The sequence below is a fragment of the Glutamicibacter sp. MCAF14 genome (genome assembly GCF_052114325.1).
In the GTDB taxonomy this organism is placed as follows: domain Bacteria; phylum Actinomycetota; class Actinomycetes; order Actinomycetales; family Micrococcaceae; genus Glutamicibacter; species Glutamicibacter arilaitensis.
Genome location: NZ_JBFREO010000004.1, coordinates 870,970 through 886,957 on the forward strand (window position 1 = coordinate 870,970; position 15,988 = coordinate 886,957).

Consider the following 15,988-nt stretch of genomic DNA (forward strand, 5'->3'; position numbering starts at 1 on the left):
CACCGACGTTTTAGCGGTGCGACGGAGGTAAGCTGGAACACATGAGTATTGTGCGTGAAGCTGTTCCGGGCGACTGCCCGCAGATCTTGGAGATGATCCAGGAATTGGCCGACTACGAAAAGGAACCAGATGCGGTGCACAACACCGTAGCTGATCTGCAAGAGCACCTCTTCGGCCCCAATCCCCAGGTATTCGCCCACGTGGCCGAGGATGAATCCGGCGAGCTGAAGGGCATGGCCCTGTGGTTCCTGACCTACTCCACCTGGGAAGGCCGGCACGGCATCCACCTCGAAGACCTCTACGTGCGCGAAGCGCAACGCGGTTCGGGCACCGGAACCGCGTTGCTGCGCACCCTGGCGCAGATCTGCGTCCAGCGCGGCTACAGGCGCCTGGAATGGTCGGTGCTGGATTGGAATGAACCGGCGATCAAGTTCTACGACGCGATCGGCGCCGGTTCCATGGACGGCTGGACCACACGCCGCCTGGACGGCGAAGCACTGCACGCACTTGGCACCCGAGGAGCAAACTAATGCGGCATTACCGCGGTATGGACGTCACCGACCATCGCATCGAGGTCCCGCTGGACCATGCAGACCCGCAGGGCGAGAAGATCTCGGTCTTCGCCCGTGAAGTCAGCACCGATCAGGCCAAGCCCTGGCTCTTGTTCCTGCAGGGCGGCCCGGGCGGTAAATCTCCGCGTCCCGGTTCCCTGTCCGGCTGGCTTGCCGAGGCAACCAAGCACTTCCGCGTGCTGCTGCTGGACCAGCGCGGCACCGGGCTGTCTACCCCGGCCAATCGCAAGACCCTGACGCTGCGCGGCGACTTCGCAGCCCAGGCCCGCTACCTGCAGCATTTCCGTGCCGATTCGATCGTGCGTGATGCCGAAGCGCTGCGCGAGCACCTGGGCATCGAGCAATGGAGCACCCTGGGCCAGAGCTACGGCGGGTTCTGCACCCTGACCTATCTCTCGCTCTTCCCGCAGTCGCTGACCCGCTGCCTGGTCACCGGCGGACTGGCGTCGCTGGATGCCGACGCGAAAACCGTCTACCGGGCTACCTACCAGCGTATGGCCGAACGCAACCGCGAGTACTTCTCCTGGTACCCCGAGGACTTCAAGACCCTGCACAAGATCTACGAGCATGTGCGTGCCAACGAGGACGAACTGCTGCCCAACGGCCAGCGCGTCACCGTGCCGCTGGTGCAGATGCTGGGCATGCACTTGGGCGGGAACACCCGGGTGCACTTGCTGCACCATATTTTCGAGGAAGCCTTCAGCACCACCGCTGGCGGCGAACGCCTCTCGGACACCTTCCTCGAAGCGCTCTACGCCCAGTCATCTTTCGCGTCGAACCCGCTGTACGCACTGATGCACGAGACCATCTATGCCCAGGGCGACGCAACTAATTTTGCGGCCGAACAGGTCTTGGCCGAGTTCGAAAGCTTCACCAGCCACGCTGAAACACCGTTGCTGACCGGCGAGATGATCTACAGCTGGCACTTCTCCGAGGATCCCGCGCTGCGCCCGCTGGAGGATGTGGCGCGCATCCTGGCCGAACACGAAGGCTTCGGCCCGCTCTACGACCTGGAGGTGCTGGCCGCGAACACCGTGCCGGTGGCGGCCGCGGTGTACCACGACGACGTCTACGTGGATCGCGAGTTATCCCTGCGCACCGCCTCGCAGGTCGCCGGGCTGCAGGCCTGGGTGACCGAAGATTACCACCACGACGGCATCGGCGACGAGGGGCCGGCAATCTTCCGCCGCCTGCTGGCGATGACCAACGGCGAGGACCCCGAAGCGGCCGCCGCGCAGTAGCCTGCACGTTTGCATCGTTCAACAGCCAAGGCGCTTGGATCCGGTAGCGGTTCCAAGCGCCTTGGCAGTTAAGTGTCGAACTCTCAGCGGTCTAGTTTCGAGGCAACCTGATCATTCAAGCGCTGCAGCAGCGGCACGGCCTGGGCTAGGATTTCTTGTTCCTTGGCGCTGAAGGAACTGATGTCCCCGGCCAGCGCCATGATCGCACGCTGGCGGTAGGCCTCAACCGCTTCCTTGCCGGCATCGGTGAGCTTCACCAGGCTGGCACGTCCATCATCGGGGTCCGGCTGTCGCTGGAGAAGCTGGTCATTTTCCATGCGGATCACCAGCCCGGTCATCGTAGGCTGGGCAACGCGCTGCTCGATCGCGAGGTCGCCCACGCGCTGCGGGCCCAGCCGATCCAGAACCGAGAGCACACGCCATGCGGTGACCGAGCGGCCTTGCCCGGCGGCCCGTCCCAAGAGCCGTGCCATCGTGCCCGAAGCGATAGCGACACCGGTTGCGATGTCGCTGGCCTGTGATGAAATCTCGTTCATGAAAATCAGCCTAGCAGAATTGCATAGGCACCCTATCAGGGCATGGAAAAACCCGCCGGTCCAGCTGAAGCAGCAGGTCCCGACGGGTTGGTCCGTACGTTATTTAGCGGTCGTCGTGCGAGGCGCGATCAGCGGCCTCAGCGAGTTCAGCAGCCTCGGCGTTAGTCGCGGCACGCTTTCCCCATGGGCTCCACAGGGACATCACGGTAGCGATGACGATCGCGCCCAGGATGACCAGCAGGGACAGTCCCACGGAGATATCCAGCCATGCGTAATCCAGCGGCTGGCCGCCATTGATGAATGGCAGGTTGTTCTCGTGCAATGCGTGGAAGACCAGCTTCACGCCGATGAAGGCCAGGATGAAGCTCAATGCGTGCTTCAGGAAGACCAGACGGTTCATCAGGCCGCCGAGCAGGAAGTACAGCTGGCGCAGGCCCATCAGTGCGAAGATGTTCGCGGTGAAGACGATGAACGCGGACTTGGTCAGGCCGAAGATGGCCGGAATCGAGTCGAAAGCAAACAGCAGGTCGGTCATGCCGATGGTCACGAAGACCAGCACCATAGGGGTGAACAGCTTCTTGCCGTCAACCACGGTACGCAGCTTGGCGCCGTCGAATTCCTTGGAAATCGGCATCTTGGCGGTCAGCTTCTTGACCAGGCCGCTTTCCTCGTCCTCGTCTTCATCCTTGAGCTGGTTCCATGCGGTCCACAGCAGGAAGGCGCCGAAGATGTAGAAGACCCACGACCACTGTTCGATGATCGCCGCGCCCAGCACGATGAAGATCGCACGCAGGATCAGCGCGATGATGATGCCGAACATCAGCACTTCCTGCTGGTACTTACGAGGTACCGAGAAGCGCGCCATGATGATGATGAAGACGAACAGGTTGTCTACCGACAACGCATATTCGGTGATCCAGCCGGCGTAGAATTCCTGGCCGAGCTGCGGTCCTGCCTGCCACCAGACCAAACCGCCAAAGGCGATGGCCAAGCCGATGTAAACGCTGACGAAGATGCCAGCTTCCTTCATGGAAGGAATGTGCGGACGCTTGGTTACGTACAGTAAGTCAGCGGCCAGAACAAGGCACAGTACTACCAGTGCGATGATCTCAAATTGAAGGCTAATTCCAGAAGTGCCCACGGACGAGCGACCTTTCGTTGGAGGGTATACAAAATCGCCGCAAGTCTCTCCGCCGCCAGCCAGGTGCTCGAACTGCTCGATGCCTGTATTGCTGGTCGGCTGCTGCGCCCGGCGAAACATCATTGGTCCGCGTGTTGACGTTCACAGCATTGGGATACTCCCCTACGTCCAGTGAACAAGTGTAGCGCACAGCAACCCCACAGCCTTAGCCGAAGTCCGAAATACGGCGCCGTCCCATCCGTCTGCTAGGCATGCCCGGCGGCCTTCATCTGGCGCAATTCCTTCTTCAATTCGGAGACTTCATCACGGATGCGGGCAGCCAGCTCGAACTGCAATTCGGCTGCCGCAGCATGCATCTGCTCAGTCATTTCCTCGATCTGGGTCAGCAGATCCTCGGCCGGAGCCGCCGCCAGGCCATCCTTGCGCACCGTGGACGAAGCCTTCGTCCGCTTGGCATTTTTCGCCAACCGATTATTATTCAGCAGCTCCTGCGTGTCGGCATCCTCACGTGCCAGCTGGTCGGTGATGTCCGCGATCTTCTTGCGCAGCGGCATCGGGTCAATCCCGTGCTCCTTGTTATGCGCTTCCTGGATCTCGCGGCGGCGATTGGTCTCCTCGATCGCCTGGCCCATCGCGTCGGTGATCTTATCGGCATACATGATCACCTGGCCCGACACGTTACGCGCAGCACGGCCAATGGTCTGGATCAGCGAAGTCGCCGAACGCAAGAAACCCTGCTTGTCGGCATCAAGGATCGCCACCAGGGAAACCTCGGGCAAGTCCAAGCCCTCGCGCAGCAGGTTGATGCCCACCAGCACATCGTAGGAACCCATGCGCAGTTCGCGCAGCAGCTCCACACGGCGGATCGTGTCCACATCCGAGTGCAGGTACTGCACCCGCACCTGGTGCTCGGTGAGGTAGTCGGTCAAATCCTCGGCCATCCGCTTGGTCAAGGTCGTGACCAGCACGCGCTCGTCGCGATCCACGCGGGTGCGGATCTCATCGAGCAGGTCATCGATCTGGCCCTTGGTGGGCTTGACGATGATCTCGGGGTCGATCAGGCCGGTCGGGCGGATGATCTGCTCCACGAATCCGTCGGACTTGCCCAGCTCGTATTTGCCAGGGGTCGCCGAAAGGTAAACGGTCTGCCCGATGCGCTCCAAGAACTCATCCCACTTCAGCGGGCGGTTATCCATCGCCGAAGGCAGGCGGAACCCGTGCTCCACCAGGGTGCGCTTGCGCGACATGTCGCCCTCGTACATGGCACCGATCTGCGGGACGGTCACATGCGACTCGTCGATCACCAGCAGGAAGTCATCCGGGAAGTAGTCGATCAGGCAGTGCGGGGCGCTGCCGGCCTCGCGGCCGTCAATATGCCGCGAGTAGTTCTCGATGCCGTTGCAGAAGCCCATCTGCTCCATCATTTCCAGGTCATAGGTGGTGCGCATGCGCAACCGCTGGGCTTCGACGAGCTTATTCTGCGATTCGAGCTCCTTGAGGCGTACCGCCAGCTCGTCTTCGATCCGCTTGATCGCCTTATGCATCCGCTCGGCGCCGGCCACATAGTGGCTGGCCGGGAAGATGTACATCTCGGTTTCCTCGCGGATCACCTCGCCGGTCACCGGGTGCAGTGTGTGGATCGCTTCCACCTCGTCGCCGAAGAACTCGATGCGCACGGCCTGCTCTTCGTACATCGGGATGATCTCCACGGTATCCCCGCGCACGCGGAAGGTGCCGCGGTGGAAGTCCATGTCATTGCGGGTGTACTGCATGGCCACGAATTGGCGCAGCATCGCGTCGCGGTTCAGTTCTTCGCCGGCGCGCACGGTGACCATCCCGGCCACGTACTCCTCCGGGGTGCCCAGGCCGTAGATGCACGAGACGGTGGCGACCACGATCGTGTCGCGCCGGGTGAGCAGCGAGTTGGTCGCGGAGTGGCGCAGCCGCTCGACCTCCTCGTTGATCGAGGAGTCCTTTTCGATGAAGGTATCGGTCTGCGGCACGTAGGCTTCGGGCTGGTAGTAGTCGTAGTAGGAGACGAAGTACTCCACCGCGTTATTGGGCATCAGCTCGCGGAATTCGTTGGCCAGCTGCGCGGCAAGGGTCTTGTTCTGCACCAGCACCAGGGTGGGGCGCTGCACCTGTTCGACCAGCCAAGCGGTGGTCGCGGACTTGCCGGTACCGGTGGCACCGAGCAGCACGATGTCCTTCTCGCCGGCGTTGATCCGTTCGGTCAGCGCCTTGATGGCCTGCGGCTGATCGCCTGCCGGCTCATACTCGCTGATGACTTCGAAGGGGGCGACCACGCGCTTGATCGGCTGTGCAAGACTCATGGTTCTAGCATAGCGAGCACCACCGACGGCAGGGCGGGGTTCAAGCCAGCTATCAGCTTAAAGCTGCCCGAGGCTACTTGCGCATCCCGTAGCGGATGGCGTTGCGCTTCACGGTGCGCTGGATGCTTGAGCCGAAGAAGCCCACGGTCATGATGGTCGCCGCAACCAGCCCCAGCAGCGCCAGCAGGCCGCTGATGTACACCACCGGCGAATACGGTCCGCCCTCCTGGCCGACAAATTCATCGCGCCCGCCAAAGCCCAGCCACAGCACCAGTGCCAACGCGAAGGCGGCCAGCGTGGTCCACTTGCAAATCTTGTACATTCTTACTCCTGCGTCGGGGCCAATTGCTGGTAGAGGGATTCAACCTGCGCTTCAAGTTCTGCCAAGCTGCCGGAATTATCCAGCAGGTAGTCGGCCACCGCCGCCCGCTGCTCATCGGTAGCCTGCGCGGCAATCCGCGCCTTGGCATCAGCTTCAGTCCACCCACGATCGTAGACCATTCGGCGCATGCGTTCTTCCAGCGGCGCCTGGACAACCACCACGGCATCGAACTTCTCCGCCTGCCCGGACTCGACCAAAAGCGGAATATCCTCCACCACCAGCGCCTGCTTAGGTGCCGCATCACGCAGCTTCTGGGCTTGCGCGCGAACCAGCGGGTGCACGATCGCGTTCAGCTTAGCCCGCTGCGCTTCATCGGAGAAGACGGTCGCGGCCAAAGCCGGCCGATTCAGCGACCCGTCGGGCAGCAGTACATCCTCCCCAAAGGTGTCTTTGATCGCACCGAGCCCGGGCGTGCCAGGTTCAACTACCTGGCGCGCCAGCTTATCGGCATCGATGACTACAGCTCCCAGGGCGGCTAGCTTCGCCGCGACCGCAGATTTTCCAGAGGCCACTGCCCCGGTCAGTCCAACATGCAACATGTTCCCACCCTATAAACTAAAAGGGATGAACACCAACGACTCGGCTGCAACGCGGTACACGACTTTGACCAGCGATTCCATCCACGAGCTGGAAATCAAGCGTTCGCGCTTCATCACCTACCTCTTCCGTGTCGAAACCGAAGCCGCCGCCCGCGCGCATATCGCCGCCCTGCGCAAAACCCACTTCGATGCCCGGCACCACTGCAGCGCGTTCATCCTGGGCCCGGACCGGATCGTGCAGCGCTCGAACGACGACGGCGAACCCTCAGGCACCGCCGGGATCCCGATGCTCGATGCCCTGGCCAAGCGCGAAATGCCCGATGCCAGCGTGCTCTCGGACGTGCTGGCCGTGGTGGTCCGCTACTTCGGCGGCATCAAGCTGGGTGCCGGCGGCCTGGTCCGCGCCTATTCCGATGCGGTCTCCTCGGGACTGGACCACGCACCGCTGCACCTGCGCCAGCGCCTGCGCATCTTCGCATTCACCGCCTCGCACGCCCAAGCTGCCCGCTACGAAAACGAGCTGCGCGCCGCCGGCTACCAGGTCGAACCCACCGAATGGCAGGCGCAGCACGCCATCGTGCGAATCGGCATCCCGGACACCGAGCAGGCCGCACAAGAACTGCACACGCACATCGCCACCCTCACCTCCGGCGCAGCAACACTGAATTCCACCAACACGCAATGGGTTGATTTGATTTGAGTTCCGAAATTTCCCCGAGTTCCGCTGTGGATCCCACCGGTCCCAGCGCCCAGGCCAGCCTGCTGCCAGATCTGTTCGATGGCCTACGCCGCTGGCCCGATGTGGAAGCGGAAAACCTATACGCGGCTGACGCCGCCGACCGGCTGATCCTGGACACCTGCGCCGCGGCCATCCCCGGCCAGCCCGGGACAGCGCCGTGGCCGCAGTCCATCGCCATCATCGGCGATCACTACGGCGCGCTGGCCCTGGGCGCCTTGGCGCTGGGCAGCACGCAGGTGCGGGTGCACACCGATTCGCTAACCGCCCGGCGCGCCATCGAGGCGAACCTGAACCGGCTGCTGCCCCAGGCAGCCGGGCATCTGAGCTTCCATCCGCTGGCCGAGGTCGCCGAGCAGGCCGCCACCATTTTGCTGGCCCTGCCACGCGGGCTGGATGTGCTGGGCGAACAGGTCGCCGCCGTGGCTGCCGTGGCCGGTCCCGGCGCCAAGCTATTTGCCGGTGGCCGGATCAAGCACATGAGCCGGGGCATGAACGAGGTGCTCTCCGCGCACTTCACGCACCTGGACGTGTCGCTGGCCCGGCAAAAATCCCGGGTACTCACCGCAAGCATTCCCCGCGACGAGCAGCCTGACAGCAATTTCCCTGCCACCGCCACCCACCAGGTCCGCAACACCGCATTCACCTTGGTCGCCGGAGCCGGCACCTTCGGCGCGGCGCGTCTGGACCCGGGAACCCGCCTGCTGCTGGAGAACCTGCCCGATCTGTCCACCCACGACACGCTGATGGATTTGGCCTGCGGCAACGGTTCCATCGGCATCTTCGCGGCGCTTCAATACCCGTCGCTGCGCGTGGACGCTTCAGATCATTCGGCTTCCGCGGTTGCCTCCACCCTGGCCGCCGCGCAGCGCAATGACCTGGGCCAGCGCATCACTGCGGTGCAAGATGACGCACTGAGCCGCCTGCCGGCGCAATCGGCCACGCTGATCACGCTGAACCCGCCGTTCCATATCGGCAATACCGTCACCGCCGACATCGCGTTCAAGCTGATCGACGACGCGGCGCGCGTGCTGGCACCCGGCGGCACCTTGCTGTGCGTGTTCAACTCCCATCTGCGCTACCGCAGCGAATTGGCCCGCCGTATCGGCCCCACCACCCAGCTGGCGCGCGACAAGACCTTCACCGTGACCTCCTCGACACGCGCACAATAGCTTTTCCACAGTTCGCACTCCCCCGCTGCCCCGGCTTGCTGGTGCTGGGCATGCTGGGGCCATGAGCACATCCCTCCGTGCGGCGATCACCGCACTCGCCCAGGCACTCAAGGCCGGACCGGTTTCCTCTGCCGAGGACGCCCTGGCCTTGGCCGCGCTGATTCCAGCCCTGCACCAGCACCTGGTCCCGGCAGCTCCAACGGGCGCCCAGGAATTCATGCTCGACCCGCGCTATGCCCTGGCCATGGCCAGCTTCGCAGAATCAGCTGGCCATCAGGCGTTGCGAACCCAGATCTACGCGGCCAATCTGATCGAAGACAGCTCCGCCCACACCCTGACCAGCGATGAGCTGGATGCGGTCCGTGCGGGCACCACCGATTTCAGCACACCGGTCGAACGCAGCGCCGCACGTCCCTGCTTCGCCAATCCCATCGCATTATTGGCCGCGTGGCTCCACACCGGGTTTTTCGAGGCGAAACGCCGCATCCAGGATGCCCACCACGTCATAGGCCAATACGACTACCAGCACCAAAGCTATCCCGCGCAGTACCCGCTGATGGCTCAACGCTTCAACGATCAGACCCGGCCTCCGGGTGAAGTCCTGGCCGCGGCCCGCCGGATGAGTGCGCTGGAGCCAAAACGCGAGGAATTCGCCATTCCCACCACTTCGAGCGTCTTGGCCGAAAATGGCGAACTGCTCGAAGCGGAGGTCTATCGCCAAATGGAGGAACCCGATCCGGGCACCCGACGCAAGCTTGTGTCTAGCTGCTTGAAAGAGGCGAAGAATCGTACGGCAAAGAAACGGCCAGAAGCCGAAGAGGGAATTTTCCGACGAGGCGAACGCGATGGTCTGGTGCACTACGACGTGGCCCTGCGTCCGGTGCGCGCAGAACTGTTCGAATCCAGCATCGCCCAGAGCGATAATCCCCGCTCTGAAGCTGGTCAGGCCGCCCGTGAAGCTTCGGAGGCCAATGAGGAGCACGGCGGTGAATTCGACCAGGTAGGCGGTGCGCACCCGGACTTCGTAACCGACGAAGAGGCCGCGGCAAGCCACGAGCCTGACCGCGCACCGCTTTCGCCGGCCGCCCGCCGGCTCAACGGCATGATGAATCTCATGCAGATCAACGCGCGAAGACTGCGTGAACTGCTCGAAGCCACCCGCAATCGCAGGTCCGCGTCGGAGAATTCTCAGCCACAGCATCAGGAACCGAACATTCCGCTCATCAAGCCCCAAGTGGTCGTGATGATGAGCTTGGATGAGCTCGAAGGGCGGGCCAAAACCCACGGAATCACTTCCCATGGTTTCAAGCTCAACGCCACCGATCTCCGGCAAGCATTGGCCAATGCCCAAATCATCCCGATGGTGCTCGGCGGCAAAGGCGAAATCTTGGACATCGGACGCAGCCAGCGCAAGCATCCCAAATACATGCGCCTCGGCGTCACCGTGCGCGATCGAGGCTGCCTAGTACCCGGGTGCACTATGGACCCCGAACGGTGCAACATCCACCACATCGAATTCTGGTCAGCTGGCGGTGTCACCGCGGTCTACTGGAGTGCGATGCTCTGCGATACGCACCATCACGATGTCCATGCGGGTCTGATCAAGGTGATTCCCGATGGAGGGGTGCCCAAAGTCATCCTGCCCGCCTTCATGGATCCTGCTCAGAAACCAGTGCGCAATAAGTATCATCTGGCCAAGGCCGCCTAAATTTTCGCAGAATCCAGCTCGCAGGTTAGATCAGGAAGGGCCGCCCACCGCGTACGCGTACGACCTGTGCGTTGATCCCTACCGGGCGCAAGTCGATGCGGTCGAGTTCTTCCTTCTCGTTGTTCTCAAAGATATCGGCCGTGATCGAATTGCCCTGAAGCGTCTGAACTGACAGCCGGCGCTTTGCTCTGTTCAATGGCTCGCGAGCAGAAGTCGGCGTGTAGTAGGCGCTTGCCTGCTTCCCGCCACCAAAGAGCCACGCTGCGCGCACGGGCACCGGACGCGAGTCCCATCCGCTCAAGCCTGCAATCACCAGACGCTGGCCGGTTCCTTCCAGTAATTTTCCGTTCATGTTCTCGCCATAGACCCACGGCTGGGCGGCGATGGCTAGGAATTCAGCTTGGTCCAGCTGGTTCACAGCATGAACCCCGTGCACCGGGCACGTCTCTGAGCAGAAAATGAATCGTGGATCCACAAATGCCTTCTTATTCCCGTTCTGGTCTTGATGCCGGCACAAGCAGTTCGCGGTTTCTTCCGTTTCAACAAGGATCGCTTCCCCATAAACTTGCAAGGATATAGGACCAATGCGCGGATCGGCAGGAATTTCCAGTGCGAAGAGCCCCATCGATTTCATGCGCAGCCAACGCAGCAAGCTGATCAAGAAACTTATGCCCAAGAGGACCAGGGCCCCAAGCACGTCAAGCCGGTACCCTGCGTCTAGATCATGCAGTGAATGGACCTCGGTGCTGATCAGTTCCCAGCCAAGGCGCAGTAGCGGATAGAGCAGAGCACCAATGGCCAGACGCCAGAGCGTTGGCGACATTTGTTTCGTGATTCCAAAGTCTGCTTCTTGGTCCGGGGCAAGGGCGATGCCTCCTGTGGCTTCACGCTTCCAGGTTCTGAGTTCGCGTCGAAGTCGCGCATCGAAGAGGCCCAGAACCACGGCGAGAAGAAGGAAATAGGCCAGCGCCAGCGACATGGTCCGTTGCAGCTGCCCAGCAGGATCGAGCAAGAAGTACAGTCCGGTAGCAACGCCCAGGCCCATCCACGGCGCTTGCCGTCCACTGCCAATGATCATGGCTAGGACGGTAGCGAGCATGGAAAAGGAAACGATGTCCCAGAAGCCCTTGTCCAGATACGGGGAATGGAGAATATCGGAACGTGCGAAGAAGACCAAGGCGGCTAGCGGAAGCCAGGTCGCTGCTGCTACCCAGAAATTGGGAATAGTGCGTGGTGCGGCTTTCCACTCTTCGTTGCTGATTTGGCGCATCGGGATCAGTTTCCCGGTCATTGCACCATGTGCAATCCGTATATGCGTACTATCTGCCGCTGCCATATTCCTCTGCCTGCCTTACTGAAACACACTTGGTCGGTGCTCTTTTAGTCTAGCTTCGGAAGGTATTCCGGTCTGTGCTCCTTTTGAGCTATTCCTACCCCACGAAGATCAGCAGAAATAATGACAACCAAGCCATGGCAGTCGCGCTTTTTTCGGTTAAATGAACGAAGGTCCAACCCCTTGGGGTTGGACCTTCGTGAATCAGCTAAAGCTAATCACGATTTCCGCACGAGGCAGAATTCGGAATTAGTTGCCGGTCAGCTTCTCGCGCAGAGCAGCCAGCGCTTCGTCCGAAGCCAGGGTGCCTGCATCGGTGGCTGGAGCCTCCGAGGAGTACGAAGCTGGAGCTGGCTCGGAACCACCGGCAGCAGCAGGCTCTGCTTCTGCGTCGGCAGCGATTGCAGCAACAACCTGCTTCTTGTGTGCTTCCCAACGCTCCTGGGCAGCAGCGTACTGTGCTTCCCATGCAGCGCGCTGGGTGTCGAAGCCCTCGAGCCATTCGTTCGACTCTGGGTCGAAGCCCTCTGGGTACTTGTAGTTGCCGGCCTCGTCGTACTCTGCAGCCATGCCGTAGAGTGCTGGGTCGAACTCGGTGCCCTCTGGGTCGACACCTTCGTTAGCCTGCTTGAGCGACAGCGAAATGCGGCGACGCTCCAGGTCGATGTCGATGACCTTGACGAACAGTTCGTCACCAACGGAGACAACCTGCTCAGCCAGTTCAACGTGGCGAACTGCCAGCTCGGAGATGTGAACCAGGCCTTCGATGCCATCTTCGACGCGTACGAACGCACCGAATGGAACCAGCTTGGTAACCTTGCCCGGTACAACCTGACCCAGTGCGTGGGTGCGGGCGAAGGTCTGCCAAGGATCTTCCTGGGTAGCCTTCAGCGACAGGGAAACGCGCTCGCGGTCCAGATCGACTTCGAGAACCTCTACGGTTACTTCCTGGCCAACCTCGACAACCTCGGATGGGTGGTCGATGTGCTTCCAGGACAGCTCGGAAACGTGTACCAGGCCGTCTACGCCGCCCAGGTCCACGAATGCACCGAAGTTGACGATGGAGGAAACAACGCCCGGACGAACCTGGCCCTTTTCCAGCTTGTTGAGGAAGGTCGAGCGAACCTCGGACTGGGTCTGCTCAAGCCATGCACGGCGGGACAGCACAACGTTGTTGCGGTTCTTGTCCAGCTCGATGATCTTGGCTTCGATTTCCTGGCCGATGTATGGAGCCAGGTCGCGCACACGGCGCATCTCGACGAGCGATGCTGGCAAGAAGCCACGCAGGCCGATGTCCAGGATGAGGCCACCCTTGACAACCTCGATGACGGTACCGGTAACGACGCCGTCCTCTTCCTTGATCTTTTCGATGTCGCCCCAAGCACGCTCGTACTGAGCACGCTTCTTGGACAGGATCAGGCGGCCTTCCTTGTCTTCCTTGGTCAGAACCAAGGCTTCAACGCTGTCGCCAACGGTGACAACTTCACCTGGGTCAACGTCATGCTTGATGGAAAGCTCGCGGGAAGGGATGACACCTTCGGTCTTGTAACCGATGTCGAGCAGAACTTCGTCGTGGTCAACCTTGACAACGGTGCCTTCGACGAGGTCACCATCATTGAAGTACTTGATGGTGGCGTCGACTGCGGCCAAGAAGTCCTCAGCAGATCCAATGTCGTTGATTGCGACGACTGGTGCGCTGTTGTTCTCGTTCGAGGTGATGGTCATGTAGTAGGGACTCCGATGTGGATAGATTTGATCAGTCGAAACCCCGGAAGTCCCGGAATTTCGAGCGGGTAAAACTTATTTGCGGACATGACAAAGCCATGGCACGCTGTACAAGTCTACGCGTCTAGCGCTACGCGGGTCAAAGCGTAACCCGCTAACATCCAAGCCAGCATTTTGTGAACTTCGTCATACAGGCCGGTAAATCATGGCTTGCGATTAGAAACCATGCGGCGTAAATCCTTCTCCGGCTACGTCGAACAACTCCAGCCAACTCCCGCGTGCACCGGTGCTCTCAAGTTCGGCTCTGCCGGTATCCAGTAAGTCTTTCAGCGTCACGGTGCCCAAATACAGACCTGCAAGCTCGCGTTCGGACAAGTCCACCCGGGGAACATCCGCTGGTTCCTGCCCTGATTGCACCAGGCTGACCGTCGCGCGGGAATCCGCCACCTCAAAGAGGTAGGTTCCAGCCACAACGCCCATCCGGTCCCCGACCCCCAGCAGCAGACGGCCATCATGCTGGTAGCCACGGGCCTCAAAGGCCGCGACCACATCAAGCACCCGCAACCAGAGCACATCGTCCACCGAACGCACATGGTAGTCCCGCACGTTCTCAAGTACCCGGCGCAACGGGTCGGCCACAGGACCCTGCCCCTGGACCTCCTGCACCAAGTCATGGTTGCCCAGGTATTCGTAGAGCTTGAGCCGAGCCACGGTGCTGGTTGCCACGAGCCTGTGCACGGTCAGCTTGGCCGTGGGCTCGTCCCATCCATCGAACTTATAAGCCGCAAATCCGGACAGTTCCCCCGTCTCGTCGTAGTAAGCGGCGCACCGCAGGTTCTTGGGCTTCTCTAAGGACTCCCAGCCTTCCCAGCGCCCCAGTGCGAAGCCGTTGTCGTATTCGGTGCTGTCCACGGAGCCGAAGGTTGCTTCCAGCGCGCGTACCGCCAAGCGCGCGTAGTCCGGGGCGAAATCCTGCGGCTCAATTTCCACTACCTCACCCGGCACCGGTACTCGGAACTTCAACCCGTGCGAGCACTTGAGCGTAAACCGCGTTTGATACGTCGCCGGCTCAAAGCCGTAGCGCCCGTAAATCGTGGCTTCCGAAGCGGTCAACGCGGCCAACGCAAAACCTGCCTGGCGGGCATATTCCAGATCGGCGGTGATCTGCCGGGACAAGATCCCGCGCCGCCGGTAGGCCGGTGCCACAGTGACAGCACTGATCTTATGCACCGGGACCGGTTGCGGGCCGCCGGCATTGAGCAGACCGGGGAAAGTTCCATAGGTGTGTACCGGCTGGGATGCATGCCGCGAGTGCGGTGGCGCGGCCAGATCGAACACCATTGAAAAACGCATCTGCTGGGAGTAGGTCAGTTCCTGCAGGGTGGAGAACTTGGCTTCCTCGGGCACGCCCTCGTAGAAGCCGATCCCGGTAGCCCGGTGGAAAAGGTTGATCGCCTCATCGAGTTCCGCGCTGCGTTCAACAGCATGGTACGTGCGGGTTTCCAGATCAAGCTGGCGTGGGTGGCCCATGAAGCTCCTTGGCGGTGAATGAGTCTGTGGTCACAGTCTATGCCCAAGTCCGCACGGCGCAAGAGGAGCTACCAGGCCTCGGAGAGCGTGATGAACTCCAGTCCAGAATCAAGGGCAGCGGCCAAACCGAGGGCTATCCCCTTGGCGGTACCCGACTCGGGTTGGTTGAAATGCCCGATCCCCACGGACCCGGCACTTAGCAGCTGCATCTGCGCTGCGACCGTGGCGGCCGGGAAACTGGCCCCGGCATCCAGATTGACCGTGAAATTCATCGGGATCAATCCCAGCTTGCGGCACATCGCAGCCGAGACTTCATCCATATGCGCGGTGCCCGAGCGGAAGAATCGAGCATCCACCGCGTACTGTCCAGCCAGATACTGCTGGTTGCCCATGACCTCGTCGTAGGCTTCGCCCACCGAACCGGTCCCGTAGATGCCGTAGGCCGATTGCCCCGCAACACTCAGCGGAGCATGGCTGGTACCGTGATTGGCGATTTCAAACAACGGATCGGCTACCAGCTCTTCCATGGCCGCACCGTTGCTTCGGGCCCACCGCTGGTTGATGAATAGGGTCGCGGGGACCTTATGGTCACGCAGGGTGTCGAGCAAGGAATGGTCGATCGCTGACCCGTGCGCTCCCCCGCAGGCATCAAAGGTCAGCGCCGCACTCTTGGTGGTCGTTGGCAGTCCCAGTTCGATCCCCTTGACCTCCAGGCCGAACTCGCCGGGCCGCTGATTCTTGAACTCGCTGAGGATCTGGGCGCGCGTCGGATACTGCCTGGCGCTGCTGGGCGACGCCGAGGGCGCAGGTGCCGGCGGCGTGCTGCTGGCAGCACCAGATGCCGATGGACTCGCAGAGCGCGTGGCCGTTGCCGGCCCGCTGGCACTGCAACCACCTAGCAGCCCTGCGGCTACAGCGCCCAAGCTGGCGGCGCCAGCTTTCAATGCCCAGCGGCGCGAGCGATGCTCCATGTTTTCCTCTTCCATCGAACCTACCTGGTTCATGCCAAAGGGCAGGAACACCTTCAAGTGTCCCTGCCC

Annotated in this window: 14 protein-coding genes; 5 read left to right on the forward strand and 9 right to left on the reverse strand. The window is 61.6% G+C overall.

Annotated features, from left to right (window positions below; genetic code table 11):
* The first annotated feature begins 41 nt into the window (after positions 1-41).
* Complete coding sequence (locus AB4Y71_RS11675; RefSeq protein WP_441720513.1) at positions 42-530, forward strand: GNAT family N-acetyltransferase; 489 nt, start codon at positions 42-44, stop codon at positions 528-530.
* Positions 530-1,813 carry an alpha/beta fold hydrolase gene (locus AB4Y71_RS11680; RefSeq protein WP_013349267.1) on the forward strand — a complete coding sequence of 428 codons (1,284 nt, stop codon included), beginning with the start codon at positions 530-532 and terminating at the stop codon, positions 1,811-1,813. Before AB4Y71_RS11675 ends, AB4Y71_RS11680 begins: the two co-directional genes overlap by 1 nt.
* Before the next feature lie 83 nt (positions 1,814-1,896).
* On the opposite strand, the gene AB4Y71_RS11685 is transcribed toward AB4Y71_RS11680, so the two are convergent.
* The 5 genes from AB4Y71_RS11685 to coaE form a co-directional block, all read right to left on the reverse strand.
* Entirely contained in the window at positions 1,897-2,349 is a 453-nt protein-coding gene (locus tag AB4Y71_RS11685; RefSeq protein ID WP_134779979.1) for a MarR family winged helix-turn-helix transcriptional regulator, read from the reverse strand.
* A 103-nt stretch (positions 2,350-2,452) separates the two neighbouring features.
* Positions 2,453-3,610, reverse strand: coding sequence for a TerC family protein (locus AB4Y71_RS11690; protein WP_441720598.1), 1,158 nt, complete (start codon positions 3,608-3,610; stop codon positions 2,453-2,455).
* Positions 3,611-3,735: 125 nt separating this feature from the next.
* Positions 3,736-5,823 carry an excinuclease ABC subunit UvrB gene (uvrB, locus tag AB4Y71_RS11695; protein ID WP_013349270.1) on the reverse strand — a complete coding sequence of 696 codons (2,088 nt, stop codon included), beginning with the start codon at positions 5,821-5,823 and terminating at the stop codon, positions 3,736-3,738.
* A gap of 73 nt (positions 5,824-5,896) precedes the next feature.
* A complete protein-coding gene (locus AB4Y71_RS11700) occupies positions 5,897-6,145 on the reverse strand; it encodes a hypothetical protein (RefSeq protein ID WP_441720515.1) in 249 nt (82 codons plus the stop codon).
* Between the two features lie 2 nt (positions 6,146-6,147).
* On the reverse strand, positions 6,148-6,744 hold the full coding sequence (gene coaE / locus AB4Y71_RS11705) for a dephospho-CoA kinase (RefSeq protein ID WP_441720516.1): 597 nt from the start codon (positions 6,742-6,744) through the stop codon (positions 6,148-6,150).
* A gap of 25 nt (positions 6,745-6,769) precedes the next feature.
* Here coaE and AB4Y71_RS11710 point away from each other — a divergent pair, with 25 nt between their 5' ends.
* From AB4Y71_RS11710 to AB4Y71_RS11720, 3 genes are all read left to right on the forward strand, one after another.
* Positions 6,770-7,444 carry a YigZ family protein gene (locus tag AB4Y71_RS11710; protein WP_134779976.1) on the forward strand — a complete coding sequence of 225 codons (675 nt, stop codon included), beginning with the start codon at positions 6,770-6,772 and terminating at the stop codon, positions 7,442-7,444.
* Positions 7,441-8,652 (forward strand): class I SAM-dependent methyltransferase, encoded by a 1,212-nt coding sequence (locus AB4Y71_RS11715; RefSeq protein ID WP_013349274.1) that lies wholly within the window; start codon positions 7,441-7,443, stop codon positions 8,650-8,652. The genes AB4Y71_RS11710 and AB4Y71_RS11715 overlap by 4 nt, the downstream gene beginning before the upstream one ends.
* Positions 8,653-8,713: 61 nt before the next feature.
* Entirely contained in the window at positions 8,714-10,360 is a 1,647-nt protein-coding gene (locus tag AB4Y71_RS11720) for an HNH endonuclease signature motif containing protein (RefSeq protein ID WP_441720517.1), read from the forward strand.
* A 25-nt stretch (positions 10,361-10,385) separates the two neighbouring features.
* Here the strand turns inward: AB4Y71_RS11720 and AB4Y71_RS11725 are convergent, their stop codons facing one another.
* The 4 genes from AB4Y71_RS11725 to AB4Y71_RS11740 all read right to left on the reverse strand — a co-directional run bounded on the left by AB4Y71_RS11725 (position 10,386) and on the right by AB4Y71_RS11740 (position 15,934).
* Positions 10,386-11,630 carry a hypothetical protein gene (locus AB4Y71_RS11725; RefSeq protein ID WP_441720519.1) on the reverse strand — a complete coding sequence of 415 codons (1,245 nt, stop codon included), beginning with the start codon at positions 11,628-11,630 and terminating at the stop codon, positions 10,386-10,388.
* 312 nt (positions 11,631-11,942) lie between these two features.
* Complete coding sequence (rpsA, locus tag AB4Y71_RS11730) at positions 11,943-13,418, reverse strand: 30S ribosomal protein S1 (protein ID WP_013349277.1); 1,476 nt, start codon at positions 13,416-13,418, stop codon at positions 11,943-11,945.
* A gap of 216 nt (positions 13,419-13,634) precedes the next feature.
* Entirely contained in the window at positions 13,635-14,948 is a 1,314-nt protein-coding gene (locus AB4Y71_RS11735) for a GNAT family N-acetyltransferase (protein ID WP_441720521.1), read from the reverse strand.
* A gap of 68 nt (positions 14,949-15,016) precedes the next feature.
* Entirely contained in the window at positions 15,017-15,934 is a 918-nt protein-coding gene (locus tag AB4Y71_RS11740) for a polysaccharide deacetylase family protein (RefSeq protein ID WP_441720523.1), read from the reverse strand.
* Between the last annotated feature and the right edge of the window lie 54 nt (positions 15,935-15,988).

Coding starts and splice junctions, on each gene's coding strand:
- AB4Y71_RS11700 (WP_441720515.1), bottom strand. CDS start 6,145: ATGTACAAGATTTGCAAGTGGACCACGCTGGCCGCCTTCGCGTTGGCA.
- AB4Y71_RS11725 (WP_441720519.1), bottom strand. CDS start 11,630: ATGCGCCAAATCAGCAACGAAGAGTGGAAAGCCGCACCACGCACTATT.
- AB4Y71_RS11685 (WP_134779979.1), bottom strand. CDS start 2,349: ATGAACGAGATTTCATCACAGGCCAGCGACATCGCAACCGGTGTCGCT.
- AB4Y71_RS11690 (WP_441720598.1), bottom strand. CDS start 3,610: ATGTTTCGCCGGGCGCAGCAGCCGACCAGCAATACAGGCATCGAGCAG.
- AB4Y71_RS11720 (WP_441720517.1), top strand. CDS start 8,714: ATGAGCACATCCCTCCGTGCGGCGATCACCGCACTCGCCCAGGCACTC.
- rpsA (WP_013349277.1), bottom strand. CDS start 13,418: ATGACCATCACCTCGAACGAGAACAACAGCGCACCAGTCGTCGCAATC.
- AB4Y71_RS11710 (WP_134779976.1), top strand. CDS start 6,770: ATGAACACCAACGACTCGGCTGCAACGCGGTACACGACTTTGACCAGC.
- AB4Y71_RS11735 (WP_441720521.1), bottom strand. CDS start 14,948: ATGGGCCACCCACGCCAGCTTGATCTGGAAACCCGCACGTACCATGCT.
- AB4Y71_RS11680 (WP_013349267.1), top strand. CDS start 530: ATGCGGCATTACCGCGGTATGGACGTCACCGACCATCGCATCGAGGTC.
- AB4Y71_RS11675 (WP_441720513.1), top strand. CDS start 42: ATGAGTATTGTGCGTGAAGCTGTTCCGGGCGACTGCCCGCAGATCTTG.
- AB4Y71_RS11740 (WP_441720523.1), bottom strand. CDS start 15,934: ATGGAAGAGGAAAACATGGAGCATCGCTCGCGCCGCTGGGCATTGAAA.
- coaE (WP_441720516.1), bottom strand. CDS start 6,744: ATGTTGCATGTTGGACTGACCGGGGCAGTGGCCTCTGGAAAATCTGCG.
- uvrB (WP_013349270.1), bottom strand. CDS start 5,823: ATGAGTCTTGCACAGCCGATCAAGCGCGTGGTCGCCCCCTTCGAAGTC.